The sequence below is a fragment of the Tautonia plasticadhaerens genome, from assembly GCF_007752535.1.
Taxonomy (GTDB): domain Bacteria; phylum Planctomycetota; class Planctomycetia; order Isosphaerales; family Isosphaeraceae; genus Tautonia; species Tautonia plasticadhaerens.
Window position 1 is genome coordinate 3,514,486 of sequence record NZ_CP036426.1, and the last position, 21,549, is coordinate 3,536,034.

The window sequence follows — 21,549 nt, forward strand, 5'->3', positions numbered from 1 at the left end:
CCCCATGATTAACGCCACCTTCCCCGCTAACGCTGAGGCTGCCATCGGCTACTACGGCCACGCGGGCACGGAGCTGGAGAAGGTCGGGGAATGGCAGGGCAAAGGGGCGGAGAAGCTCGGCCTGTCCGGTGCCGTGGATATGGCCGACTGGCGGGCGCTTGTGCGGGGAAAAGCCCCTGACGGCACCAAGCTCGCCCAGCGACTGCGGGATGACCGCCGGGTGCTGCTCGATCTGACACTCAGCGTCAACAAGGATACCGCTGTGCTCCTCTCGCTGGTCGATCCCCGGATTGAAGGGGTAATCCAGCGGGCAAACGCGGTTGCGATGGAGCTGGCGGAATCCTACCTCGATACCCGCGTGAAGGGGCTGCTCGGCACGGAGACGGTGCAGTCGGCGGCGATGATCTCGGCACCGTTCTACCACCAGATCACCCGGGCGCGGGAGCCGGGCTACCACATCCACAACACGATCATCGCCCTCACGCCGTATAAAGACCGCTGGTATGCCCCGGAGTTTGACCGGCTGGTATCGAACAGCGACCGGATAAAACGGCTATTCCACAGCCAAGTCGCCCGGGGCATGCGGGAACTGGGCTACCAGACGGAGCTGACGAAAGACAATTTCCGCGTGGTCGGCTTCCCGGATTCCATTCGGCGGGAGTTTTCCACCGGACAGGGGAACATCGACCACGAGCAGGCGATGCGGGAGACGGCGCTGTCCGAGCAAATCCGCCGGACAAGCGATCCGGTCGAGCTGCGAAAGCTGGAGGGCAAGCTCGGCTTCGTCAAATCGCCGAAAGGCCGGGCGGCGCTGGCCGTGCAGGTGCGGGAGAAGAAGCAACGCGATCTCGATCCGGCAACGCTCAAGGCAGATTGGTGGGGCAGGCTCACGCCCGAGGAGGCAAACGCCCTCCAAGCCGTCCTCCGGCAGGCGTCCAGCCGTGAACCCAGCAAGTTGCCTGACCATTCCCGGCAATTCTTCGGCCAGTCGGTCAACCGGCTGAGCCAGCAGTATGGCCGCGTGCCGGAGGAAGACCTGTTCACCGACGCCCTCAAAACCGGCGTGGGCGAGGTGACGCTGGGCGGCCTGCGGCAAACGCTCGAGCAATCCGAGCTGCTGCGGGTCACGGTGAACGGCACGCCCATGGTGCAGACATGGGAAAACCGCCAGAAGGAAAAGGAGCTATTGGCGTTCGCCCGTTCCGGCGGCATCGTCTGGATCAGCGGCAAGCCGGACGCGGCCACCGTCCGCGAGGCCGAGCAGCGTGCGGGCAAAAACCCGCTCTGGGTCAAGGATGCGGGCAGCCAGCCGTTTGCCGAGCTGCACCGACTGAGTCAGGCAGCTGAGGCCGAGCAGCGTCGCATTGTGCTCCAGGGCCTGCCGCCGCGGAACGCCCCTGATGGCCACACGCTCCGCCTGCTGCAAGAGGTGGCCGGGCTGAAACCGCTTGACGATAAGCCTTTGAAGCCACGGTCAAGCGTGCTAAAGCTCCTGCCGAAAGCATGGCGGGAGTCGATGCAGCAGCACGTTGGTCGGCTGAACCGGATGCATTTCTTCAAGTCCATCCAGCAGGAGCACGCCATCGATGAGCAGCGCACAAGAGCGGCTAAGGAGCAAGCTGAACGGCGTGAGGCCGTCTGGGAACGGTGAGCCCACGCAGGCCGACGGCGTCGCCACGGCATCGTCCAGCAACAAGAAACGGGCGGAAGGGGCGAACCAGTCCAAGCTCTGCCTGCGGTACTTCCCGCTCGAAAGCAGCCCCGGATTCGATAACCGCTGGCTGGCCATGCCCTATTCCTCGATCTGGGACATCAGGGGCAAGCGGGATTTTTCGCAGATGGTCGTTCGCTACATGGACGGCAAGAAGGTCACGATTGACGGGCCGAACCTGAAATCCATCGCCGACCGGCTGGAAGGCGGCCGCCTGGGCGACGTGATTCAGGCCGATCCGATGGAAATGGCCGGGGAGCGGCACTGCGTCACGCTCACCGTGCGGGGCGATGAGCTGGAGCCGCTGCTGCAGGCGCTCAAGCTGTTCCGCACCGCGAAGGTGGATGGCGTTCACGCTGCGGACGATAGCGATCTGTTGCAATGCCTCGTGACCAAGCTCACGCTGGAGCAGGAGAAGGTGTGATGCTGGCGGTGGCATCCGGTGGGGATAAGCGAGCGAAGCGAGCGCGCGGCGGCGGTCGCGCCAGTTAGCTGGGTGACTGAATGGGGCGGCGTGGCTAGCCGCCCCGTGGCGGTCAGGCGGCTTCGCCGGTGGCTGCTGCGTGAGCCTCGAATATCGCCTGATAATCCCGCTCCAGCTGCTCCGCGTTGTCATTCTCGCCAGCCGAATAGGCCAGCTCGATTTGCTCGCGGCCATGCTTCACCAGCGGTTCGATAGCCGCCAGCAGCTTCGGCGCGGCATGCATCAGCCGCACGCGGGCGGCGTTCTCCTCGTGCGTGCCGAACGGAGCGCCGGTGATTCGCTGGTAGAGGTCTTGCGCCTGCTGCTCGGTCTGGCAATCGGCGATGGCCTCCACGCCTTCTCCGTCGATGTGGCCGTAGAGCGTCCAGCAATCGGCTTCCGCCCGTTCGCAAACCTCGAAATAGAAATGGCCGGGCTTGTCAGGTTCTTCGTAGCGGCGGCACGGGCTGATTTCGTAGTTGTCGAATACCTTCATGGTGTTTTCCTTCCTTGGTTGCGGGGCAGGCATGCAACCCGCCCCTCGGTAGTTATGCCTTCTTCGCGGCGAGCCTGTCGGCCTCGTCCATGGCTTTCCGCAATGCTATGGCCTTATCAATCGGCGCTTCGCTCTCTGCCGTGAATGTTGCGCGCTTCGCTTGGCCGTGTCCTTCGCTGGATACGACAATCACGAAGTCCAGCCCGTTCCTGACCACGCGGAATGTGCCGTTGTCGTGGTGGATATTGGAAATGCTCAACATAAGTTTTAATTCCTTGGTGGTGGGGCGGCAGGCCAGCGCCGCCCCGGTTGATTCATGGCTCCGGCTACCAGCTCGCCTGATAGACGACAGAGCGCCAAACGCCCTCTTCTTCCTCTTCCAGCCACGCGATGGCTTCCCGGAAGATGGCCAGATCTTCCTCCTTCTCGCTGCCGTCGCTGGCACCGAAAAAGAAGCCGGTCGTATGAGGCAACTGCTCCGCCTCAACCGCCGCGATAATCCGCTCCATCCGTTCCTTATCCAGATAGATGGGCTGGCACTCGTCCTCGCCGCCCGCGAATTCCTTGACGATGAAGCCGTGAAGGTTCGGGTGCTTCCGCCAGTAGCCGAGGTCGTAGCGCTCCCCCTTCTTGTCGCCGCGCTTCCGCTTTACTCCATGGAAGTATTTTTCTCCGGTGAGGTACATATCGAGTCCCATAGCAAACTCCATTTTGCTGTTAATCGTTAGGTGTGCGTTTCAGGTCGGCTTCTTCGCCGTCCTGAAACCTTGCCAAGCGGCGAGCTGGGCGGGGTGAATCCGCAAGGGTCGCCGGGCCGTCTGCACGGAGCGCAGCGCAGGAAGATGGTTCGGCGACTCGCGCAGCCCTTGCGGAGAGGGGGCGGAACTGCCCCCTCCTGCGTCAGGAATGCGCAGGGCCTGGTCGCCGCAAGGCGACGGAGCGAACAGCGACCCCGGAGCACTCCGCCCGGACGCCCTACCCGGCATTCCGCTTCAGCGCCGCCCGCTTTCTGCATCTATCGCACGGGCAACTTGACAACCACAGAATGCCCTTGATGGCTGCTGTCACAACGAAAGCCGCGACGCACAAAATCCACACCAATAAATTCATACAATCCCCGCCTGCTTGCGGATGGCGGAAAGGGCGGCTTGTGCATCTGGCGCGCGGGTTTCCCATTCGCGCTCCAGCACCACGTCAACCAATTCAGGCTCTATCGTGATGCCAGTGACGATCTGCCTGCGCCGTATAGCTCGCGCCATATCCTCCACCGTTTCCGGGTCATCCAGCAGGGCGCGGAGATAGACATCAATAAATGAACTGCGGATAGATTCCCCTGCCTGCCGAATGAGAAAAGCCCGGTTATCGGCTCGAGTTTCATCCCATGTGCCGTTGTCGTAACCCTGACTATACCGATAGACGGTTTCCCATCGCGCTTTAGCGACCGCCTCAAGCGCCCGTTCATGTGCTGTCTGTGTCATCAATATAAATCCTCGCTGAATAGTTCCTTGCTGTCGGGGTTCCCGCTCTTGTGACGAATCTGGCCAGCGGCGGTAGCCACCTCGAATGCCTCCCTCCGGTTCATGAACACGCCCCGCTGGTCGATGAAACCCTGCTCGGCTTTGTGAACCGCCTTCGTGTAGCCGCTGACCACGTTGAATTCCGGCATCCGGGCAAGCTGACCGTGCATCACCATGTCGAAATGCCGCGCCCCGGCGATGATCGTATCGCCGATCTTGCAGGCGGCGCAGACAACGCGGCGCTGAGTGCGGTCGTGACCGGGCGTGGTCATACTGCGGTTCCTTTCTCTGCCGTTGGTTTATCGAAGCGGGCAAGCCCGAGAGGAAGCGGCAAACTCTCGCGTGATCCATCCGCGTTTATCCGCGAGTAGCTGATGACATGGAGCATCAGCCCTTCCTGTTCCAGCGGCACCACGGCGGCTTTGCCCTCCATGATGGCCGCAATCGCCGCTTCGCCGAGCTTCTGCCGGAGCGGGTCGGCGCGCAGCGCGGCCTTCGCATCCTTATGAGCCTGCCGCCCGTCGCGGTGGCCACGCATCTGATCCACCGGCTTGGGCTGGTTGAGCGCGTCCCGGTTGCGGTTCTGCCAGATGGCCGCCCGGATGGTTTGGATGGCTTCTTCGTGATGCGTGGTCATGCAGCGGTTCCTTTAAGTTTGTCGCGGATGGCGCGGGCTTTACCGAAAGCGGCCTCCATCTCCTCGGACTGCCAGCTGGCCTCATAGCAGGTACGGTCGTGGATGTGGTCGAAGGCGAGGATAGCGTCCAGCGCCTCCAACAGCTCGGAGGTGTCGGCGGCGTGCTGACAAATTATCTCATTAACCTTGTCCAGCGGCACATAGGCGCACAAGCTAACCAAGACATGGGGCAGCGACTGCACCTTCTCGATCATCTCCTTCATGTTTCCTTGCTCGATGGTCATGCCGCCTCGCTTTCCGGCTGCTTCGGCGTGAAGCCGTCGCAGCTTTTCAGCCATAGCGGGTCGTAGTTGAACGGCCAGGCGAACCAGCCCTTGCGGATGCCGTGCGGGTCGCCGGTCACGGCAGCGGCGGGGTTGGCGCATTGGCTATGGGCATCGCCGGGCAGGTTGCGGCGGAAGATGCAGGCGTAGCAGTTGGGTTTCGGGGTCATGCCGCCTCGCTTTCCGGCCACATGCCAAGCTCACGCAGGGCGGCCTTTTTCGCTTCCGGCAGCGCTTCCAGGGTCAGGATGCTGTCGGGGTGGATGTAGACACGGCTTACCGGGTGCAGCTTACTTCCGGGTCGATTCCGGTAATCCCAGTCGTCAACGAGGTGGTGGGCGTTGCGTGTACCGTAAGCGTCGTAGTCGCCAGCGGCGGTAGCGCGGAGTATGACCGTCAAATTGCAGTGCTTCGCCGCCCATGCGGCAGTCAGCGGGTCGGTGAAGAAGAGGTGCTTCTGGGTCATGCCGCCTCGCTTTCCACCGTCATCTCGGCGATGGCATCGTCCACCAGCTTGTAAAGCGAGCATCCGAGAGGGATGTCTTCGAGCGCGGCCTGCTGGCTGGGGGCGTAGGCTTTCTGCTGGCTGTTCGATACCTTGTACCGATTCCAGCCGAGCACCTGCTCCGCGATGATCGCCCCGCGCTTCCAGTTTTCGCAGATCAGTTCTTCGACGCGGCTCCATGCCCGTGCCGCGTCTTCTTCAGCCCTGGCCAGCTTGTCCTTCAGGATGCCGACTTCACCGCCGGGATGGGTCATCCGCTCAAGGTAGGCATCCCAGCCGTGGGTCTTGATCCAGAGCGCGGAGCTGATGACGGCCTGGTGCATCGCCCCGGTTGTTCCGAACTCGCCTGCCGCGTCGCAGGCGGCCTTGCTCAACGCCTTCGCGTCTTCGTTATCCTCGTCGATCACGTCGTAAACGTTCGAGTAGCCGGTAAATCGGGGGTCTGCCTCCGGGTGGCCGTCCAGCCATTCCAGCGCGGCGATCAGCATCCGGCGGCAACATTCCTCGTAGGCTCCGCCAAAGCCGCTGATTTCGCGCATGGCGGGGGTAAATTTGTACTTCTGGGGCATAGCACCTCTCTTTCAGGTTGGTTGTTAGCGAGCCGCAGGGCGGCGAGCGCGGCGGGTTGCCCCGCCGTGCCCTGTTGGTTGACTGACTATGCGGCGGTGGCCTTGGTGATGGCATCGTCATTCCCTTGAATCCTCTGAGTGAGGAGCAAGTCGATTTCAGGCCAGCGCGGATGGTTTTTGTCAGCCACCAGCCGCATTAGTTCGATCGTGTCGTTAGTCAGCACCAGCCTATCCAGCAGCTCCGGCGCGGCGGCGATCAGCCGGGCGTTGGCCAATGCCTCGGCACGCGGTCGTGGCGCATACTGGAAGTCACCGACTTGGGCGACGATGGAGCCGGTAGCATCATCGCAATAGACCAGTACCGGGCTTTCTCCACGGCTCGGATCGCCGCACTCCCACGGCCCCGGCGTGTGCCGTGCCGTGTCCGTCTGCGGTTCAGCGTTGTCCAGCGGCTCCAAATCGGCAACCGGCACGGTGAAGAACGGGTAGTCGCCATCGCTCTGGAGCGTCACGCTCCGGTGTTCGACCCCGGTTGCCCGCGTGTCGTCACCGACCACTCCGTAGTTCGGCTTGATGCAGTCGTAGACGATGGTTCCGGCAGGGGTGCCAAATCGCTCCGCTTTCAGTTTGTATTTCCTCATGATGTGCCTCCATGCTGTTGGTGGGCGGCGCATCCACGCCGCCCGGTTTCGTTATGCGGCTTGTAGCGCGGCCAATTGCTTTTCCCGCTCCGCGATTTCTTCGGTGAGTCGAGCGATTTCGCGTTGTCGCTTCTCTTCCGCCTCCCGCTCCAGTCGCTCCTTGCGGGCTTCTTCCGTTTCGCTCGGTACGGCTGAGAAAAATCGCTGGCCTTTCCCCGAAATCGGCTGGACGGTGTTGTAATCGAATCCCATCTTCTCACCGAGCGCCGCCCATGCGCGATTGGCATTCTCCTGCGGCGAACTGCTCATGGGCTGCCCGCCAGACAGGTACATCGCGGGTGTTGGCCTGCAAGCTTCAAGCAGTGTCTTCAGGTCTTCCTCAGTCATCTCGTATTCGGTTCTTGGGTACATAGCGGTTCCTTCCATTGCATATGCATTACGGTTAAATGATTTTCCAATTCTCGGCGATTCGTCAGAAACAGGGCGGCGCTCTCACGCCGCCCCGATTCGTTACGCCGCTTCCGCCACGGCCTTGGCTTCTTCCGCACCGAACGCCATGCCTTCGGGGAGCCACTGTCGCAGCGCTTCCACCTGCTCCGGCGTTTTGCCGTGCGTCTGCGGTTCGGCAAACGCTTCGTTCAGTTGCGTCACCAGCGCCGCCCGTTTCGAGTTCCGGCGGTGCGATACCCACAGGGCACCGAGGACGCGCTCGCCGACCTCGAGCAACTGCCCGATCTTGATGCGGCCAAAGAAGTTGGCGGCAGTCGGTCGCCAGTATGCGGCCACGTTCACCCCGGTCTGAGCCAGTGCGGCATCGTAGACCGTCCGCTGCTTGCCAGCGCCGGGAGCGAGCTTCGGCTGGAGCGTCATCGCCGTGCAGTAGGCCAGAATCCGGTGCTTGTCGGCCTCGTCCAGCCGCTGGAAGGCGGCGAGCTGGGCGGCTTCGGTCTTCTCCCGCAGCCACGCCAGCGGCAGGGCTTCGCGGATGGCTTCCAGTCGTGCGGCGGCGGCGGTCTGCTCGCCTCCGCTGGGGCGTGGGTAGCTCTGGTTGAAGCTGACGTTCGCCCCGTCAAACCCGCCCTGGCTGGTCAGCACCTTCCGGGCGGCGGTCACCACCAGCAGGTCGAAGGCGATGGCCGGGTTTTCGGCGATGGCGACCTGAGCCACCTGCGTCCGGTAGGCTTTCAGGTCGTCGATCAGCGCCTGCGAGAGGGCGGGCTTGGCCGGGGCGGATTCTTCGCTGTCTTCCTCGTCGCTGCTGGCCTGAGCGGTGGCGGCGGCTTTCTTGTCCTCCGGCTTCACCAGCCCTTTGTCGATGCTGAGCCTGCCGCCCCAGACCACTCTGACGAAGCATCCGGCCAGCTTCTTCTGCTCGGGGTCGAAGTCGGTGAATGATTCCAGCTTCTCCTCGACAGCTTCTCGTTTCTCTTCCGCCAAGCGGCACTGCTCATAAAGGGATTCCAGCTCGTCATCGTCTTCGGTCGCGTCAATCGCGTCCTCGATCCGCTGTTCCTCAGCCTTTGCCGCTTCCAGTTCGGCCATCAGGTCGGCGGGAGCATCCAGCGGCACGGGCTGAATCCGGCCAAATTTCGAGAGCGTCGAGTAATCGCCCTCGAAATCCGCCTCCACCCATCCCCAGCCATCGGCGCGGAGCTTTTCGGCTTCCGCTTCCAGCTTTTCCCCGGCCAGGCGGTGCAGCAGCGTCATGTCCTCCAGATACACGTCCTCCCCGAACAGGTCAGACCTCGTCTTGCCGCCAGCGGCTTGATAGGCTTCCAGCCCGACAAATGCGGTCAGCTTGCTGTCGGCCTTCGCCATCTTGTCGGTCAGCAGCGAGCGAATTTCGCTGGCGTGGTGAATCTGCCAGCCATTCTTCACCTGCTTGTAAACCTTCAGCTGCCGCTTGCGGTCATCCGTGATGGTGAAGGCTTCCAGCACCTCCAGCTTCAGCTTCCCCTCCCGGTACTCTTCCAGCAGTTCCGGCGCGACACGCCCCAGCTTGAGCCGCTGGAGCACATGCTTCTCCGTCTTGCCGAACCGCTGCCCGATCTGTTCGGCGGTTTCGCTCTTCTCCACCAGCGCGGCGAAGGCTTCAAATTCGTCCGCCGGATGCATCGCCAGCCGCACCATGTTCTCGGCGAGGCTCATTTCCTGTGCCTGTTCCTCGGTAACGATCAGGCAGGGCACCGCGTGGTCTTCCGGCAGCTGGCCTTCCGCGATCAGGGCTTGCAGCGCCTCCAGTCGGCGGCTGCCAGCGCTGACGAAATACTTGCCCTTCTTGCCGGGGTAGGCGGTCAGGTTCTGCATCAGGCCGTGGGCGAGGATGCTTGCTTTCATTTCGTCCAGCGGGGACTTGCTGCTGCTGCCACGCCTCACGTTCAAGGGGGACTTGCTAAGTTTCTTTACTTCGATGGTTTGTGCAGTCATACTGTGGTTCCTTATCCGTATGGTTAATGAGAGGCCGGGTTGCAGCCCCGGCCTTTAGTTTTTGGCGCTTCCTCTCCGCTTTCTTGCGACAGGCTTCCGAGCAATACGCCTTGCTGCGACGCTGAAACTCCATTTCAGTCCCGCATTCCATGCACCGCATTACGAGCGGCTGATTACACGCTTTGCATATCCTCATTCGTCCGTCTTAGCACGGCTTAGCGTGACTGTCCACGAAAGAATTAAGGGTAAGCGAGCCGAAGGCGAGCGCCGCGATTTTCCCGCCGCCCCAGTCAGTTGCCCGACTGTTCCGCCCTCTCCTTTGCCCGTTCCTCCTCGTACAGCCGATAGGCAAGCTGCCGCACCTGCTCCGAATCCGGCGGGAAGTCTCCCGTTTCCCGCCAGATGGTCACATACGCCACGAGGGCGCAGTTGTGGAACAGGTCGTTTAGAATGTCGTCCATGGCCTTACCCCGTTGATTCCTGCCCCAGCCGGTACGCCTCCATGAGCGCCTGTTTGACGCTCCAGCAAGCAACGCTGTGGAAGTCCAGCGAATCCGCGTTGCGAGCCTCCAGCGATGCTATGCCAAGATGCTTTGTCGCGATTGCGGTAAGCTGTGCGTGTAAATCGTCCATGGCGTTTCCCTTTCAAGGTGGGCGGCGCTTTCACGCCGCCCGGTTGGAGGTTAATTACTCTGGCTTTCGGCTACCGCCTCCGGCTTCTCAAACACCACGCAGGTATCGTGTAGGCCGGGAATAAACGCCGTGTTGTACCGCCTGCGGCTGCTGGTCGAGCCGTGCGAGAACCGGATAATGTCGGTCACGCGCTGCTCATATCCCAGCGAGAAAGCCGCCTGCTTTGTCAGATAGGTAAGCGGCAGGAATCCAAGCTCGCGGTCGTTGTAGTCGCCGATTAGCACGGCCAGTTTCCCACCCGGTGACAGGCGGTGCCAAATCGCCTGCATGGCTTCTTTGAGCTTTTCCACGAAGTCGGTCAGCGTTGGCTGCGCGGACAAATCACGCGGGTCATTGCTGTAGGCAATCATGCGCCAGTAAGGCGGATGAATCCAAGCGAAGTCGAATACCTCACCCTCCGTGGCAGTTTCCAGTTCTTCCGCGTTGCAGGCATCCAAACCGGTGCGGAGGTCGCCGGAATAGCACGGGATTCCGAGGCTGCGGCATACATCCCCGGCAGTACCCGAGCCGCTCATAACATCCAGCACGCTTTCCGGCTGGAAATACAGAATCAGGTCGCGAATCAGGTTGCCGCTGCAATTTCCGCGATAGTTGCGGTTGCCGTAAATTCCGGCATCGGCGTTGTGGTAGAGGCTGGTAAGCCACGGCACGGGGCTCTCGTTCCGGGGCGGTTGCGGAAGCTGGACGTACCGGGGGGCGCGGTAGGACTGGCGGAAGGCTTCTAAGTGTGCGTTAGTTGTCATTTGCATCTTTCCTTATCTTAGTTGATTTGGGTTTCAGCGGGGGGCTTGCTTTGAAGCCCGCCGCTGAAACCCTGGCTCGCGCCGAGCAGCGGGGGTGGGAGCGGAAAGGCCTGAGCACGGTGAGGGGTATCTCCCGGCTTTGTCGCTCGCGGCAAAGTTGGGGATACGCCGTGCGAACCGTAGGCGAGCGCAGCGAGGGCCTTGAAGCGGAGAGGGGGCAGGAGCCCCCTGAACGCTTGCATGGGAACTGGGCGTGGCCTGTTGGCCACGCGCCGCTTGGGCTATGGCATTGCTTGCGATAGGGATGGAAACCGGATGGCCGAGACGCTTCAGCGGCTCGGTGCGCAGCATGACAGCCCGGCCCGAAGGGATCGCCGTGAAACCGCCGGTGAAAGACTTCCCGCCACCGGTGCCGCTCCGGCTGGCCATCGCCCCGGCCGCCATTAGAATAGCGCCGGAGGTGCCCCATGCCGCTGAGCGATGCCGAGCTGGCCCTGATCGCTGCTATCCACGCTGATCCGCGAAACGACGCCCCGCGGCTGGCCTATGCCGACTGGCTGGAAGCGAACGGCCTGGGCGACGAAGCCAAATTCATCCGCGTCCAGTGCGAGCAGCCGTATTTCTCGCTCATCACGCGGGATGGGATTCGGCCTGCCACGGATTCCGGGCGGATCAAGTTTGAAGACCCCGAGCGGATGGAGCAGGCGATTGAGCTGCTGGGCCGCATCTACCCCTCAGAGCGGTACCCGGAGACCCGCTATTACGATGAGTACCGCCGTGGCCTGCCGCTCTACGAGGAAAAACTGAACGACGGGAACCTGCGGTACAGCGCGGCACAGATCAGAGCCGACATGTCGCCGCTGGTGCGGTATCGGCTCCATCTGGAGACTTCCAGGCTAGCCGACTGGCTGAACCATCCAATCATGCAGTTCGTGGATGTGCTCCGGATTTCACCCGGCTGGGAAGATGACGATGACGTCGAAGATATCCGCGCCGATGATCTGCGGGCACTGGCCGCCTCCCCACTGATCGACCGCCTGGAGAAGCTGGGCCTGGGCGTCGACATGGCACCGGACGCGGTAGAGCTTGCCCGCTCCCTCGAGCGTCGCGTGGAAGTGGAGTACGGAGACTGGACGATTTAACTACCGCCAGTTCTCCCCACTCGGATCGTCAGGCAGGCTCGTCGTTTCTGGCGGGAGCGACGGCTTCCTTCGAGTCAGCGGGCGTGCGGGGCAGTGCCGCAGGCACCGGAGCGGGAGCGAAGCCCGGGAGCACTCGACGGCGCCAGACGGGACGCTAGGGCACTCACCGGTGGACATCCAAACACAGGCCGGTTATCTTCCGCGATCAGAGAATCTGGTGTGACCGGGTGCTGCATCCGCCATGGCGGTTGATGGAACCGGATGTACGAGCCGGAGGTGGAAATCCTGGGTAAAGCGGTAAAGTAGGCGATGTGAGGCGACCGAGCTAGAGCAGAGAAACTGATGGCGTAAGGCTTGAGGCAGTCAGTGTTTTTGGTGGATGGGCAATGGCCAAGCAATCCCGTCAGAGATCGGCCCAGTCTGATAGGATCAAAGCGGCTCCTTACGCTGCCGACGATCTGCCAGCAGAGTCTGCGCGAATTGCAGACAAAGATACATCGAGCGCCTCGCCGGATGGATCAACCCGATCTGCAAAAGACTTCCTATATCAGAATTTTTCAGAATCAGAGCTGGTGCTGGGCTTGGTTGCGGCGGTCGGCACCGACCTCAAGAGCGTGATCGGAACGATTGAAGATCGTTTGAAAATATTTGGATACACGACCATTGTAATCAAGATCTCCAAGGACGTCATTCCACGCGTTGCCAAGATCAAACCCCTTAACGAGGGGAGTGCTGGCTACGTCCGCACTGACGCCTTGATGACTGCCGGAGATGATGCCCGAAAACTATCGGATGATTCGTCGATCCTGGCACTGGGGGTAGCAGCCAGAATCGCGTCTGATCGCAATTATGAAGGCAGCGATATTACGCAGGGCCTTAAGCCCAAATTTGCCTACATTGTGGATTCCCTGAAGCACCCCTCCGAAGTGACTCGCCTGCGGGAGATTTACCCGGAATCGTTCTATCTCGTTGGAGTACACGCTGACGAAAATCGCAGGAGGGAGGTGTTGACTGAAGAGAAGAGAATGACGGAAGACGAAGCTACCCGCTTGATGCAGCGGGATGAGGACGAACAGCTGTCATATGGGCAGCGGACGAGCGACACATTCCATATGTCGGACTTCTTTGTTCGGTTCGACGAAAGCGCGGACAAGCTGAAGCAGGATCTTTGGCGATTCCTCGACATTATTTTTGGTAACCCGTACATTACGCCGCTGTTCGATGAGTTTGCCATGTTCATGGCATTCTCGGCAGCGCTGCGCTCAGCAGATTTGTCCAGACAGGTCGGGGCGGTGCTTGCGAAGAATGAGGAACTCTTGTCAACCGGAGCTAACGATTGCCCCCGGTTTGGGGGTGGGCTTTATTGGCCATACTACGATGCTCCCAGTCGACGCTACGCAGACGTTCCTGGAGGCAGGGATTACACCCTTGGCGTCGACTCCAATAAGGCTGAGCAGCAAGACATCATCGAAAGCATTTTAAAGGACTCTAGCAATCATGTTAAAGACCTAGATGCGTTTCGAGCGGTGCTGAGGAGCAGCCGAATCGGTGATCTTACTGAGTACGGCCGCGTCGTGCACGCCGAAATGGAGGCGATGCTGTCCTGTGCGCGGAACAATATCAGTTGCCGTGATGCCACGCTTTATGGGACGACCTTCCCATGTCATAATTGCGCCAAGCATATAATTGCGGCAGGCATTAAGAGAGTCGTTTACGTCGAGCCCTATCCAAAGAGCAAGGCCGTTGATTTCCACAGAGATTCGCTTGTGCTCGGATTCTCCGAACGCGAACAAGCAGTCCGCTTTGAACCATTCGTCGGCGTAGGCCCTAGAAGGTTTTTCGACCTCTTCTCCATGGGCCTAAGCTCCGGATATCCGGTGGTGAGGAAGGACAAGCGAACAGGTAAGGTCATTGATTGGAAACCAGAGACAGCGAGGCTCAGGCTTCAACTGATGCCGCTGTCATATCTCCAACTTGAAACCTTGGCCGGATCACTATTCACGGATTTCCTGATCGAGAAGGAGGGCACGGATGGCCAGCCAAAATGAATCGTCCCCCTCGCAAGAGGAAGATCGCTTCCTGATCTACTTGCAGTGGGCCCGAGAGGAGGTTCGTTCCTGGCCGGAATGGAAACAGAACCTACTTGGATGGCACTACAGCAAGAAGCGGGCGCGCGAGGCCGGGGAGCGTGAACAGAGCGACAAATCAGATTATGGGCCAGGTCGCAAAGCCTAGGAGGAGTGTCCGTTTACGATACGTTTAATCCCGGCTGCCAACCACCACTCCCGGCACACGAAACACGGGCGGCGAGCCGATGGCGCCGCCGCCCGGGCGGCCAGCTACTCGGCTCGGTCGTTACTGAGGGCGCGGCTGGGGATGAGCGTGGCCGCGCATCTACCTCGCTCTGGTCGAAAGCACTGATGCGGTGCCAGCATCCGACACCAGAACCCGAGGCAGCCCCGCACCAGTAGCTGCTTCTAGCTCAGCGGAAAGCATTCTTATCCCCGGCCTCGAACGCCCGGAATCGCTCCTCCGCCTTCTGAGCGAAATCACTCGTCAGGTCCTGCACCTTCCCATGCTGGACCCGGTCCAGATCGCGTAGCTCGATGAGTGATTCCTGTCTCCCGTCCCGGTTGATCAGGATGCCGCCGAAGAAGAACGCGGGGCTGCCGAAGTGTGTGTTCGCCAGGAGCCGCAGGAAGGCATCCTTCGTTTCCTGGTAGATGGCTTCTGTCATCACGACGAAACGCCTCGGGTCACCCACATCCCCCGCGCCGAGGATGGCGTCTTTGTGCCTTAGGACGATTTGCCGGATCGTCTCCTGCTGGTAATCGTCTACCGGGTAATCGCAGGGCTCCTTGTGGGTAATCGTTCCTGCCTCTAGAGCTTTGAGCGCCGCCGCCGCTGCGCCGCAACAATCGCTCGGCGTAGATTGGCCAGGCCGGACCACCTTGCCGACCTGCCCGTCGCTGGTGATGCCGACATGCGGGCCGAAAAACATCAGCGCTGCGCCGGGCTCAGGGATATGGTGGGAGAACGCGCCAAGCCCGGTCATGCCCGCGAACGGGAAGCCATTGAGGCCGCCCTGGACGAACGGGCCAACCATATCGGTCCGGGGCAGCCCGACACTGTTGAGGTCGTCGCTGCAAATGCTGGTCAGGAAGGCGACTTGCTCCGGGCTGATGCCGTACTCGCGATTTGCATAAGCTAAAAATGCATTGATGTAGTAGCTGGATTCAACCGCCCTGGGATAGTAGGAGCTCACGTTGCTGCCAGCGCGGATATCGAGCACGGCGCGGTCCTCCATAAATGGCACGGGGGGAATCCGAGCCTATTCTCACCGTGCCGTGGGCGGCATGCAACCGTCCTTTCGGATCTCGCGTAAGCCATTTGTGGAAAACAAGATGGGACTGCGGCGGCACGGCCCGCGGCTAGAACGGCAACTCGTCCGGGTCACTGAGCACAGGCAGCTCGTGGCACACGATCTTCTCGCCGGCGGCCAGGCGGCGGGCCTGCTCCCGTTCCACGAAGCTCTCGATCTGCTGTTCGTGCCGCCGCAGCCCTAGGTAATCACGATAGCCCTGCCGGTCGCCGTTCCAGTGCCGGGCGACGGTTGTGGCGAAGCCTTTGGCGCCGATTTCGGCCATGTGTTTCGAGCCATGGCGCTCAAACGTGGTGCGCCCGCCCTTGCTTCCTGCTGCGCTGCGGTCCATCCGGCACGGATAGCACGGTCAAGCGTGCAGCGCAAGAATCGCTTGCGCTTTCCGGCAGGCTTGCTATGGTCGCCGGATGCGAACACTCACCACCTTTCACACAATTAGCCCTTCAGCGCTGCGGATGCCCGAGTGTTCGCAAAATTCTTGTCGCGTCCGCAGCGCTGAGCGGCTGAGAGTGAGGTAATGTGCTTGAGATTCCGAAATCCCCCAATGACGAAACCCGGCTGCAAGCCGCCATTATCACAGCCCAAACGCTGATCGACGAAGAGGGGCTTAGCGGCAAAGTGGAAGAGCTTGCCGCCGACATCGTAAGGCATTGCCGATCTGGCGACGGCTACAGCATGGCGAAGGATCTAGAAAAGCACGGATGGGATTGCGACACGGCTATCGCGGAGATCCTGGATAGCCACCAGCACACGCTCGCTCGCGCCCATGAAGACTTTCTTCGGGGTTTCCAACAGACGCATAACGTGCAGCCGCCTATCCCCGTGGGAACGTGCGTGAAGACCCGCCGCGGCACGGGCGTTATCGCCGAGGTCTACCCGCATCGGCCAATGAGCTACGCCATCAAGCAGGATGGTGATGCGCAGGCGGAAGAACCGACGAATCGCCGAATCCTCCTCTACTGGGACGAAGTTGAAGCGCTGCCGCTCAGCGGGGCCGCATGAAAGCGCTCAGCATCCAGCAGCCGTGGGCGTGGCTCATCGCCCACGGGTTCAAGCCGCTCGAAAACCGGACGTGGAACACGAAATTTCGCGGCGAACTCCTGATCCATGCCGGGAAGACGTTCGACAGCGACGGCTATGACTGGGTGCGTGAAGAATTCCCGGAGATTCCGATGCCAGCCCCGGGTGATTTCGAGCGTGGCGGCATCGTAGGCAAGGCAGATCTGACAGACGTTGTGAAATCCAGCGATTCGCCGTGGTTCTCCGGCCCGGTTGGCTTCTGTCTGGAGCGAGCTCAGCCGGTGGATTTTCTGCCGATGCCCGGTAAGCTGGGCTTCTTCGAGGTGGACTACCCGCAGCAGGCAGCCGCATGAGCGTGGTCGTCCGGTACATCGAAGGCGCAGACCGGAACGATCCCAATGCCGCCCGCTCCCATATGTATGCCCTGACGAAGGCCGGGAACTACTGGCCGATGTGCGATTACGGCTGGAACCGGAGCAACGGCGCGCGGTTCAGCATCCTGCGGGGGTGGGGCAGCAAGCGGGGCACCTGTGCGATCTGCCTTCGGAACGTCGAGCAGGGGAAACGTCCGGTGATCCACGCCCGATCTCATAAGACGAAGTGGTTATGATCTGCCGCCTCCTCCGGCTCGGCTGGCCATACAGCAAACGCAGGCAGAAGCGCCGGGAGTGGCTGGCGCTCCGCAAGGAAATCGAGCGTGAGCGCAAAGCGGCGGCGAAGGCCTGCCGCGAGCAAGGGCATAGCTGGGTGGTCGGCTCTCATTCCGTGACGTTCCTGCCCAAAGACCGGACATGTTTCCGCTGCCTGCGCCGAGAAGTGCCATTGACGGTGTGGGTGAAGAAAGGAGGGCTACAAGGTGTGGACAGGAAAAATTGATCGGTATTACCCAACCAGGGAGAAGGCAGCCACGACGGGCTGGCTCTCCCCTTCCGGGGAATTCATCGCCTGCGGGATGGGCGAGCACGAACCGATAGGCGCGCTGTTGGTCTGCCTCGGTGCGCCGCAAGCGCTTCGGGGCTGGCTCCGTATCTCCGATAATTGGACGGGCGACCATCTGAACGCGGACAAGCTCACGAGCAGCCAGGATCGGTTTATCGCCAAGAATTTCGGCGAACGGGAATTACATCTCAGAACCGGATACGAACACCGATTCGGTGACGCGGAGCTTCGGCAGGCAATGCGGGACATCAACTTCACTGACGAAACGGATGTTCCCGAACTGAAAGCGCCTGATGAGTTCAGCACAATGGTTTAACCCGCCGAAGCGAAGCGAGGCGGCGACTCCTGAGAATCACCGCCCGTCGGTCAAAGGTCTTCCGCGATGCAAACGGTGGTCTGCCCCGGATCGGTGATGATGTGGATACGCTCTCCATCGATGAGGTAGCTCGACCGGATGGCCTCCCCTTCCTGTGCGTTGAGCGCCTTCTGCTCGTCGGATACGTCCCCCCAGTCCCCTTGCCGGTGACGTTCCAGCGCCTTGGCCACTTCTTCCATCGAAACGAAGAACTGCGCTCCGGTAGTGACGACGATACGGCCTAGTTTAAACATCTGCCCTCCTGACGTGGGTTTCGGACTCGGTGGTGAGGAGTTCAAACGCGATGCCGTCGTGCTCGTGCTGGCTGTGCTTCTCGCTCCCGGTGAAATGCCGGACGATGGCGGCGATTAATGCCGAGCGCGGAAGGGTAGTCAAAAGGTCGGGGTCGGCTTTCAGGGAGCCGCAGGGGAACGAAGCGCGCATGGTCGAATCCTTGGCCGGAATGATGGGCTAAGCGGTTGATATGCCGTGGTTGTCTTGGGCGGGCTTGGACAGGGTTGGGGGCTTCCATGCCCCCGAGACGTTTAGTCCACCAGCTCCGCCATCCGTGCGGTGAGCGTCCACAACGCCTTGTTCAGGCGAATATCACGATCCACGGCCTTCACCGGCCTGGTCGTGGTGCGGCGGCCGGTCGGCGTCGTGCCGCTGATGCCGCCCTTCAACGCGCCTTCCTGCACGGTATTGAAGGTAGCCCAGAGGGACCGGCTGCCGTCCGGTGCGGGCTGATCCTCGCTGCGGCGGGGGGTGAGCAGCTGGTCGGGCGTGATGTTCGGTGCATCGAGCAGGACATGGGCGGCCTCCGCGAATGCCGTCTGTGCCGGTGCCGGGAGAGCGAGCTGCTTCCAGGCGTCGATCTGCTGCAGCACCTTCGGCGTGTCCTCGACGATACGGAACGTCGCGTCGATGATCCGCTGGCTGAAATCCGCCCCGCCCGCATGCTTGACGCTGATCGAGCCGAAATCGCTGCTGGCCACGACAAGGCCATTCGAGCAGACCAAACGAAAGATGCCGGAGGCGAAGCGGTACGCCGCCGTGCCATCATGGCTGTTTGATAGCACAAGCTCCGGCAACTCGGCCCCGACCGTCTGCGGCGTCAGGTAGTCGGAATGGCGGAACCGGAGCATGTGCCGGGTGTAGGCCTGCTTCCCCTCGATCCTGCTGCGGCTCTGTGCCGCCTTGACCGGGAAGAAGCCGCGGTCGCGGAGGATATCCACGACTTCGATGGTGGGGACGTGCCGGTAGCGGCCGGACATGCGGTGCCACGGTTCGGAGGCGAACACGCTGGGGCAGGTGCGGCGGAGGGTGGCGGTGTCGAGCACGGCGGGCAGGTTCTGGGTGGCGGACATGGATCTGTCTCCGGTTAACGATGCCTGTTTGACCGTGAAGTTCGCCTCGCGCGAAATTCACTTGGGCAAACGGGGCGAAGACAGAAACAGGGGGTGAAGCGGAGTGAAGAGAGAAGCTGGCGGCTGCACACGGGAGGCACGACCACGGAAGCTGACGGATTCGACCTTCATGGAGCGAGGGCGCAGCCCTTCTGTTGCCCGTCGTTTTCTGCTTGCTCCCGAATGTCCCGAATCCGCTCTAGAAGCACAGGATGCGGTTCGGTCTTGCCCGCGATCCATCGCCGCACTGTCCGGGAGTTGACCGGCTTGCCGTGCGAATTCAGGGGCAGCAGCCGGGCGAGCTTTGTTTGCCCGCCCGTGCCCTTGTCATTGTTCAGCGCCTGGCATGCGCGGCGCACTTCCTCGGCTGGAGTCACTATTCTTCTGTTCGCATCGGCATCATTACGCAACGAACGCCTTCCAGCTTTGGACTTGTGACCAAATGGGGGAGACCCGTCGAGCCATCCTCCTTCTCCCGAAAGATATTAACAGGGGTTCCTTCGCCGAAAACGTTAGCTACTGCATGCACATATTTTGAATTGAATCGGTCAAAATAATATTGCTTTTCATGATTTGGCTTAGGAATGACTCTCTCATAGTCGGGGTAATTGGCGTCGATGGTCTTGGTGATAAGCTGTGCGTCGATATTGTCCTGTACTTTCCGGGGGAATGTATATGTCATGCGGCCAGACTGAGCAGCCTTTCGGCCGTGGCCTGAATTTCCGCCTCGGTAGCCCCCGGGCGTAGAGTCGCACGAATCTCCTCGCCCAGCAGATCGCGACGCCAGGCCCGGCGCTTGTCCGCATGGCTCGGGCGGCGCAGCGTCGAGTCCCACGGCGAGGTCGAGCGGTCCACCAGATCCTCCGCCTCACGGCCCCAGGCCCACGCCTCGGTCATGGTGTAGGTCCACAGGCAGATGTGGAAGGCCCCGACGTTCGCCCGGATGAACCGCACCTGCTGCTGCCCGGCCCCCACGACCTGCTTGCACTCGCGAAATGCGATCTCCAGGCCGAACCGGTCGGCCACGGTCGTCAGGATGTCGGCGACGCTCGCCTCGGTGTCGGTGCAGAAGTAGGCCCGCCAGCCGGTCGGCTCGTCCACCAGCACCACCCGGATCGCGCCGCCGGCCGGACGCCAGGTCGCCGGGAACGTCTTGTACTTCTTGACCGCGGCAACCCCGTACAGGCTGATTGTCTCGGTGGACCAGCCGCGTCGCTGACCGGCCCGCTTGGCCAGGTCGATCACATCCGGGCCGTAGGTGCGGGGACGGCCAGGCTTGCCCGCAGGCCGGGGGCCGGGCAGTGACCGCAGGGCCGCGTCCTTTCGGAGCCGGCTGACGACCGTCATGCCCAGCTCCATCGCCGGCTTGAGGAACTCCCTGCTGGCATAGGCCCCGTCGGCCACCACCCAGATCGGCAACCCCAGGGGCCCCAGCCAGGGCTTGGCCCAACGGAGCAACTCGACGGCCAGCTCCAGCTTGGTGCGGAACTCCGGCCGGTGTTTCGGGTCGATTCCCGGCAGGTCCACCTTCCGGACGTAGAGCCGGGCCAGCAGCGGCAGGGCAACGACGCCCCACGCCGGGTGGGCCACGAGCAGGGCCAACACGACGAAGACGTGGCCGTAGACGTAGGGCGAGCCGGCCGGGCCGGGTGTCGGGTTGTGATGCACGCCGGCCCCCTGGACGTGCGGGCCGTACCGCTTCGTCGGGGTGTCGTCCAGGGCGAGGGTCAGCCGCGTGGCGCCCTTGACCAGGGGCCGGACCACTTCGGTCAGGAGGCGTCGGGCGATGCGATCGGCCCGCTTGCCGGCGGCGGCGACGGCGGTATAGCAGGGGCGGAAGTGGTCGCTGAGCTTGGCGGCCCGGATCCAGGTCGTGACGGTCCGGCGGCCCCGGGCGAGGACGGCGCCGAGGAACAGCAGGGCGAGCCGGGGTGCGGAGCGGCGGTCGAGGGCGGCGGCGAGCCACGGGAACCACTGGCACGGGGCGGGCGGTAGAGGCGAGGATGTCATCGGGGGCCGGCTCCGCTCGGGGTCTCTGGCTGGTCCGGTAACCGCCATCGTCCCGGCCGGACCGGCCCTCATCTACCCTCTGCCCCGGATCGCGCTACGTACATGAAGTCCCGGAAAGTGCAGTATTGTCAAATGTCAGGCGGTACGGCTTTGCTTCTTCCACTGTCATCGTGACCCGGCCGAAAGCGCATTCCTTGAGCATACTGCAAAGAGCAGCAATGGCTTGACGCGGACAGATGGCCGCGAATGCTTCGCCATGCTCGATGGCGCATTTCATGACCGCCTCGTACAAGATATGCCCGTTGGTGGCCACTGCCTTTAGCTGTTTGCCATCGTATTTGAAATAGACGCCATTGAGGTAATAGCGGGTTTCATCGTCGCTCATAAATGGGGTTATGACTTTCAGCTGCTCTCTCAGATTCTTTGCCTCGAAAATGAAAGTCGGAAACGTCTTCTCGGTCATATACACTCCGCAATTTGCCGGGCTTCATTGCCCATGCGCAGGGAGGACATTAGGGCAGGCCGCCCTAATGGTCAAGCGACAATTGATGTGATCCCGAGGGGTGGCGC

General features: G+C 61.8%; 33 protein-coding genes. 9 read left to right on the forward strand and 24 right to left on the reverse strand.

Annotated elements, in window-relative coordinates; all coding sequences use genetic code 11:
- The first annotated feature begins 4 nt into the window (after positions 1 to 4).
- Together mobF and ElP_RS13900 are read left to right on the forward strand one after the other, a co-directional pair.
- The gene (gene mobF / locus ElP_RS13895; protein ID WP_145270215.1) at positions 5 to 1,651 is read left to right on the forward strand and encodes a MobF family relaxase; all 1,647 of its coding nucleotides are present in this window, start codon (positions 5 to 7) and stop codon (positions 1,649 to 1,651) included.
- A complete protein-coding gene (locus ElP_RS13900) occupies positions 1,587 to 2,135 on the forward strand; it encodes a hypothetical protein (protein ID WP_145270218.1) in 549 nt (182 codons plus the stop codon). Before mobF ends, ElP_RS13900 begins: the two co-directional genes overlap by 65 nt.
- 112 nt (positions 2,136 to 2,247) lie before the next feature.
- On the opposite strand, the gene ElP_RS13905 is transcribed toward ElP_RS13900, so the two are convergent.
- From ElP_RS13905 to ElP_RS13970, 16 genes are all read right to left on the reverse strand, one after another.
- The gene (locus ElP_RS13905; protein WP_145270221.1) at positions 2,248 to 2,670 is read right to left on the reverse strand and encodes a hypothetical protein; all 423 of its coding nucleotides are present in this window, start codon (positions 2,668 to 2,670) and stop codon (positions 2,248 to 2,250) included.
- 52 nt (positions 2,671 to 2,722) lie between these two features.
- Positions 2,723 to 2,932 (reverse strand): hypothetical protein, encoded by a 210-nt coding sequence (locus tag ElP_RS13910; RefSeq protein ID WP_145270224.1) that lies wholly within the window; start codon positions 2,930 to 2,932, stop codon positions 2,723 to 2,725.
- A 64-nt stretch (positions 2,933 to 2,996) separates the two neighbouring features.
- Complete coding sequence (locus ElP_RS13915) at positions 2,997 to 3,380, reverse strand: hypothetical protein (RefSeq protein WP_145270226.1); 384 nt, start codon at positions 3,378 to 3,380, stop codon at positions 2,997 to 2,999.
- A 396-nt stretch (positions 3,381 to 3,776) separates the two neighbouring features.
- Positions 3,777 to 4,148, reverse strand: coding sequence for a hypothetical protein (locus ElP_RS13920; protein WP_145270228.1), 372 nt, complete (start codon positions 4,146 to 4,148; stop codon positions 3,777 to 3,779).
- On the reverse strand, positions 4,148 to 4,459 hold the full coding sequence (locus ElP_RS13925; protein WP_145270229.1) for a hypothetical protein: 312 nt from the start codon (positions 4,457 to 4,459) through the stop codon (positions 4,148 to 4,150). Before ElP_RS13925 ends, ElP_RS13920 begins: the two co-directional genes overlap by 1 nt.
- Positions 4,456 to 4,824, reverse strand: coding sequence for a hypothetical protein (locus ElP_RS13930; RefSeq protein WP_145270230.1), 369 nt, complete (start codon positions 4,822 to 4,824; stop codon positions 4,456 to 4,458). Before ElP_RS13930 ends, ElP_RS13925 begins: the two co-directional genes overlap by 4 nt.
- The gene (locus ElP_RS13935; protein ID WP_145270231.1) at positions 4,821 to 5,108 is read right to left on the reverse strand and encodes a hypothetical protein; all 288 of its coding nucleotides are present in this window, start codon (positions 5,106 to 5,108) and stop codon (positions 4,821 to 4,823) included. The genes ElP_RS13930 and ElP_RS13935 overlap by 4 nt, the downstream gene beginning before the upstream one ends.
- On the reverse strand, positions 5,105 to 5,317 hold the full coding sequence (locus tag ElP_RS13940; RefSeq protein WP_145270232.1) for a hypothetical protein: 213 nt from the start codon (positions 5,315 to 5,317) through the stop codon (positions 5,105 to 5,107). Before ElP_RS13940 ends, ElP_RS13935 begins: the two co-directional genes overlap by 4 nt.
- The gene (locus ElP_RS13945; RefSeq protein WP_145270233.1) at positions 5,314 to 5,613 is read right to left on the reverse strand and encodes a hypothetical protein; all 300 of its coding nucleotides are present in this window, start codon (positions 5,611 to 5,613) and stop codon (positions 5,314 to 5,316) included. Before ElP_RS13945 ends, ElP_RS13940 begins: the two co-directional genes overlap by 4 nt.
- On the reverse strand, positions 5,610 to 6,221 hold the full coding sequence (locus tag ElP_RS13950; RefSeq protein ID WP_145270234.1) for a hypothetical protein: 612 nt from the start codon (positions 6,219 to 6,221) through the stop codon (positions 5,610 to 5,612). Before ElP_RS13950 ends, ElP_RS13945 begins: the two co-directional genes overlap by 4 nt.
- An 86-nt stretch (positions 6,222 to 6,307) precedes the next feature.
- Entirely contained in the window at positions 6,308 to 6,862 is a 555-nt protein-coding gene (locus ElP_RS13955) for a hypothetical protein (protein ID WP_145270235.1), read from the reverse strand.
- Positions 6,863 to 6,913: 51 nt separating this feature from the next.
- A complete protein-coding gene (locus ElP_RS13960; RefSeq protein WP_145270237.1) occupies positions 6,914 to 7,249 on the reverse strand; it encodes a hypothetical protein in 336 nt (111 codons plus the stop codon).
- 123 nt (positions 7,250 to 7,372) lie between these two features.
- On the reverse strand, positions 7,373 to 9,289 hold the full coding sequence (locus ElP_RS13965; RefSeq protein WP_145270238.1) for a ParB/RepB/Spo0J family partition protein: 1,917 nt from the start codon (positions 9,287 to 9,289) through the stop codon (positions 7,373 to 7,375).
- A 290-nt stretch (positions 9,290 to 9,579) separates the two neighbouring features.
- The gene (locus ElP_RS38040) at positions 9,580 to 9,750 is read right to left on the reverse strand and encodes a hypothetical protein (protein WP_197446975.1); all 171 of its coding nucleotides are present in this window, start codon (positions 9,748 to 9,750) and stop codon (positions 9,580 to 9,582) included.
- A 4-nt stretch (positions 9,751 to 9,754) separates the two neighbouring features.
- Positions 9,755 to 9,922 carry a DUF6900 domain-containing protein gene (locus tag ElP_RS41195; protein WP_390835845.1) on the reverse strand — a complete coding sequence of 56 codons (168 nt, stop codon included), beginning with the start codon at positions 9,920 to 9,922 and terminating at the stop codon, positions 9,755 to 9,757.
- 50 nt (positions 9,923 to 9,972) lie between these two features.
- Positions 9,973 to 10,632 (reverse strand): hypothetical protein, encoded by a 660-nt coding sequence (locus ElP_RS13970; protein WP_145270240.1) that lies wholly within the window; start codon positions 10,630 to 10,632, stop codon positions 9,973 to 9,975.
- A gap of 560 nt (positions 10,633 to 11,192) precedes the next feature.
- On the opposite strand from ElP_RS13970, the gene ElP_RS13975 reads away from it, so the two are divergent.
- Positions 11,193 to 11,867, forward strand: a complete 675-nt coding sequence (locus tag ElP_RS13975; protein WP_145270242.1) for a TIGR02996 domain-containing protein — start codon at positions 11,193 to 11,195, stop codon at positions 11,865 to 11,867.
- 386 nt (positions 11,868 to 12,253) lie between these two features.
- A complete protein-coding gene (locus ElP_RS13980) occupies positions 12,254 to 13,915 on the forward strand; it encodes an anti-phage dCTP deaminase (RefSeq protein WP_145270244.1) in 1,662 nt (553 codons plus the stop codon).
- Between the two features lie 434 nt (positions 13,916 to 14,349).
- Here the strand turns inward: ElP_RS13980 and ElP_RS13985 are convergent, their stop codons facing one another.
- Together ElP_RS13985 and ElP_RS13990 are read right to left on the reverse strand one after the other, a co-directional pair.
- Positions 14,350 to 15,159: a hypothetical protein gene (locus ElP_RS13985; protein WP_145270246.1), complete on the reverse strand. Its 810-nt coding sequence runs from the start codon at positions 15,157 to 15,159 to the stop codon at positions 14,350 to 14,352.
- Positions 15,160 to 15,298: 139 nt separating this feature from the next.
- Positions 15,299 to 15,580, reverse strand: coding sequence for a hypothetical protein (locus ElP_RS13990; RefSeq protein WP_145270248.1), 282 nt, complete (start codon positions 15,578 to 15,580; stop codon positions 15,299 to 15,301).
- 188 nt (positions 15,581 to 15,768) lie between these two features.
- On the opposite strand from ElP_RS13990, the gene ElP_RS13995 reads away from it, so the two are divergent.
- From ElP_RS13995 to ElP_RS14010, 5 genes are read left to right on the forward strand one after another with little or no spacing between them, the layout of a single operon-like run.
- Positions 15,769 to 16,251 carry a hypothetical protein gene (locus ElP_RS13995; RefSeq protein ID WP_145270249.1) on the forward strand — a complete coding sequence of 161 codons (483 nt, stop codon included), beginning with the start codon at positions 15,769 to 15,771 and terminating at the stop codon, positions 16,249 to 16,251.
- Complete coding sequence (locus tag ElP_RS14000) at positions 16,248 to 16,622, forward strand: ASCH domain-containing protein (protein WP_145270250.1); 375 nt, start codon at positions 16,248 to 16,250, stop codon at positions 16,620 to 16,622. Before ElP_RS13995 ends, ElP_RS14000 begins: the two co-directional genes overlap by 4 nt.
- Entirely contained in the window at positions 16,619 to 16,879 is a 261-nt protein-coding gene (locus ElP_RS38045; RefSeq protein ID WP_231749705.1) for a hypothetical protein, read from the forward strand. The genes ElP_RS14000 and ElP_RS38045 overlap by 4 nt, the downstream gene beginning before the upstream one ends.
- Positions 16,876 to 17,145 carry a hypothetical protein gene (locus ElP_RS14005; protein WP_145270252.1) on the forward strand — a complete coding sequence of 90 codons (270 nt, stop codon included), beginning with the start codon at positions 16,876 to 16,878 and terminating at the stop codon, positions 17,143 to 17,145. The genes ElP_RS38045 and ElP_RS14005 overlap by 4 nt, the downstream gene beginning before the upstream one ends.
- Positions 17,126 to 17,524 (forward strand): hypothetical protein, encoded by a 399-nt coding sequence (locus ElP_RS14010; protein ID WP_145270254.1) that lies wholly within the window; start codon positions 17,126 to 17,128, stop codon positions 17,522 to 17,524. The genes ElP_RS14005 and ElP_RS14010 overlap by 20 nt, the downstream gene beginning before the upstream one ends.
- Positions 17,525 to 17,574: 50 nt before the next feature.
- On the opposite strand, the gene ElP_RS14015 is transcribed toward ElP_RS14010, so the two are convergent.
- The 6 genes from ElP_RS14015 to ElP_RS14040 all read right to left on the reverse strand — a co-directional run bounded on the left by ElP_RS14015 (position 17,575) and on the right by ElP_RS14040 (position 21,442).
- On the reverse strand, positions 17,575 to 17,817 hold the full coding sequence (locus ElP_RS14015) for a plasmid related protein (RefSeq protein WP_145270256.1): 243 nt from the start codon (positions 17,815 to 17,817) through the stop codon (positions 17,575 to 17,577).
- Positions 17,810 to 18,007 (reverse strand): hypothetical protein, encoded by a 198-nt coding sequence (locus ElP_RS14020; RefSeq protein ID WP_145270258.1) that lies wholly within the window; start codon positions 18,005 to 18,007, stop codon positions 17,810 to 17,812. Before ElP_RS14020 ends, ElP_RS14015 begins: the two co-directional genes overlap by 8 nt.
- A 101-nt stretch (positions 18,008 to 18,108) precedes the next feature.
- Positions 18,109 to 18,930, reverse strand: coding sequence for a DUF932 domain-containing protein (locus ElP_RS14025; protein WP_145270260.1), 822 nt, complete (start codon positions 18,928 to 18,930; stop codon positions 18,109 to 18,111).
- 167 nt (positions 18,931 to 19,097) lie between these two features.
- Positions 19,098 to 19,379: a hypothetical protein gene (locus tag ElP_RS14030; protein ID WP_145270262.1), complete on the reverse strand. Its 282-nt coding sequence runs from the start codon at positions 19,377 to 19,379 to the stop codon at positions 19,098 to 19,100.
- 268 nt (positions 19,380 to 19,647) lie between these two features.
- Positions 19,648 to 20,979 carry an IS701 family transposase gene (locus ElP_RS14035; protein ID WP_145270265.1) on the reverse strand — a complete coding sequence of 444 codons (1,332 nt, stop codon included), beginning with the start codon at positions 20,977 to 20,979 and terminating at the stop codon, positions 19,648 to 19,650.
- Between the two features lie 94 nt (positions 20,980 to 21,073).
- Positions 21,074 to 21,442 carry a DNA polymerase III subunit beta family protein gene (locus tag ElP_RS14040; RefSeq protein WP_145270267.1) on the reverse strand — a complete coding sequence of 123 codons (369 nt, stop codon included), beginning with the start codon at positions 21,440 to 21,442 and terminating at the stop codon, positions 21,074 to 21,076.
- Positions 21,443 to 21,549: the final 107 nt, after the last annotated feature.

Excerpts from the sequence above, each read along its gene's own strand:
- ElP_RS13955 (WP_145270235.1), bottom strand. The coding sequence starts at position 6,862 with ATGAGGAAATACAAACTGAAAGCGGAGCGATTTGGCACCCCTGCCGGA.
- ElP_RS13975 (WP_145270242.1), top strand. The coding sequence starts at position 11,193 with ATGCCGCTGAGCGATGCCGAGCTGGCCCTGATCGCTGCTATCCACGCT.
- ElP_RS13980 (WP_145270244.1), top strand. The coding sequence starts at position 12,254 with ATGGCCAAGCAATCCCGTCAGAGATCGGCCCAGTCTGATAGGATCAAA.
- ElP_RS13940 (WP_145270232.1), bottom strand. The coding sequence starts at position 5,317 with ATGACCCCGAAACCCAACTGCTACGCCTGCATCTTCCGCCGCAACCTG.
- ElP_RS13945 (WP_145270233.1), bottom strand. The coding sequence starts at position 5,613 with ATGACCCAGAAGCACCTCTTCTTCACCGACCCGCTGACTGCCGCATGG.
- ElP_RS13965 (WP_145270238.1), bottom strand. The coding sequence starts at position 9,289 with ATGACTGCACAAACCATCGAAGTAAAGAAACTTAGCAAGTCCCCCTTG.
- ElP_RS14000 (WP_145270250.1), top strand. The coding sequence starts at position 16,248 with ATGAAAGCGCTCAGCATCCAGCAGCCGTGGGCGTGGCTCATCGCCCAC.
- ElP_RS13960 (WP_145270237.1), bottom strand. The coding sequence starts at position 7,249 with ATGACTGAGGAAGACCTGAAGACACTGCTTGAAGCTTGCAGGCCAACA.
- ElP_RS38045 (WP_231749705.1), top strand. The coding sequence starts at position 16,619 with ATGAGCGTGGTCGTCCGGTACATCGAAGGCGCAGACCGGAACGATCCC.
- ElP_RS13930 (WP_145270230.1), bottom strand. The coding sequence starts at position 4,824 with ATGACCACGCATCACGAAGAAGCCATCCAAACCATCCGGGCGGCCATC.
- ElP_RS14025 (WP_145270260.1), bottom strand. The coding sequence starts at position 18,930 with ATGTCCGCCACCCAGAACCTGCCCGCCGTGCTCGACACCGCCACCCTC.
- ElP_RS41195 (WP_390835845.1), bottom strand. The coding sequence starts at position 9,922 with ATGGACGATTTACACGCACAGCTTACCGCAATCGCGACAAAGCATCTT.
- ElP_RS14015 (WP_145270256.1), bottom strand. The coding sequence starts at position 17,817 with ATGTTTAAACTAGGCCGTATCGTCGTCACTACCGGAGCGCAGTTCTTC.
- ElP_RS14040 (WP_145270267.1), bottom strand. The coding sequence starts at position 21,442 with ATGACCGAGAAGACGTTTCCGACTTTCATTTTCGAGGCAAAGAATCTG.
- ElP_RS13990 (WP_145270248.1), bottom strand. The coding sequence starts at position 15,580 with ATGGACCGCAGCGCAGCAGGAAGCAAGGGCGGGCGCACCACGTTTGAG.
- ElP_RS13910 (WP_145270224.1), bottom strand. The coding sequence starts at position 2,932 with ATGTTGAGCATTTCCAATATCCACCACGACAACGGCACATTCCGCGTG.
- ElP_RS13925 (WP_145270229.1), bottom strand. The coding sequence starts at position 4,459 with ATGACCACGCCCGGTCACGACCGCACTCAGCGCCGCGTTGTCTGCGCC.
- ElP_RS38040 (WP_197446975.1), bottom strand. The coding sequence starts at position 9,750 with ATGGACGACATTCTAAACGACCTGTTCCACAACTGCGCCCTCGTGGCG.
- ElP_RS13920 (WP_145270228.1), bottom strand. The coding sequence starts at position 4,148 with ATGACACAGACAGCACATGAACGGGCGCTTGAGGCGGTCGCTAAAGCG.
- ElP_RS13905 (WP_145270221.1), bottom strand. The coding sequence starts at position 2,670 with ATGAAGGTATTCGACAACTACGAAATCAGCCCGTGCCGCCGCTACGAA.
- ElP_RS13950 (WP_145270234.1), bottom strand. The coding sequence starts at position 6,221 with ATGCCCCAGAAGTACAAATTTACCCCCGCCATGCGCGAAATCAGCGGC.
- ElP_RS14020 (WP_145270258.1), bottom strand. The coding sequence starts at position 18,007 with ATGCGCGCTTCGTTCCCCTGCGGCTCCCTGAAAGCCGACCCCGACCTT.
- ElP_RS14005 (WP_145270252.1), top strand. The coding sequence starts at position 16,876 with ATGATCTGCCGCCTCCTCCGGCTCGGCTGGCCATACAGCAAACGCAGG.
- mobF (WP_145270215.1), top strand. The coding sequence starts at position 5 with ATGATTAACGCCACCTTCCCCGCTAACGCTGAGGCTGCCATCGGCTAC.
- ElP_RS14035 (WP_145270265.1), bottom strand. The coding sequence starts at position 20,979 with ATGACATCCTCGCCTCTACCGCCCGCCCCGTGCCAGTGGTTCCCGTGG.
- ElP_RS13900 (WP_145270218.1), top strand. The coding sequence starts at position 1,587 with ATGAGCAGCGCACAAGAGCGGCTAAGGAGCAAGCTGAACGGCGTGAGG.
- ElP_RS13935 (WP_145270231.1), bottom strand. The coding sequence starts at position 5,108 with ATGACCATCGAGCAAGGAAACATGAAGGAGATGATCGAGAAGGTGCAG.
- ElP_RS13915 (WP_145270226.1), bottom strand. The coding sequence starts at position 3,380 with ATGGAGTTTGCTATGGGACTCGATATGTACCTCACCGGAGAAAAATAC.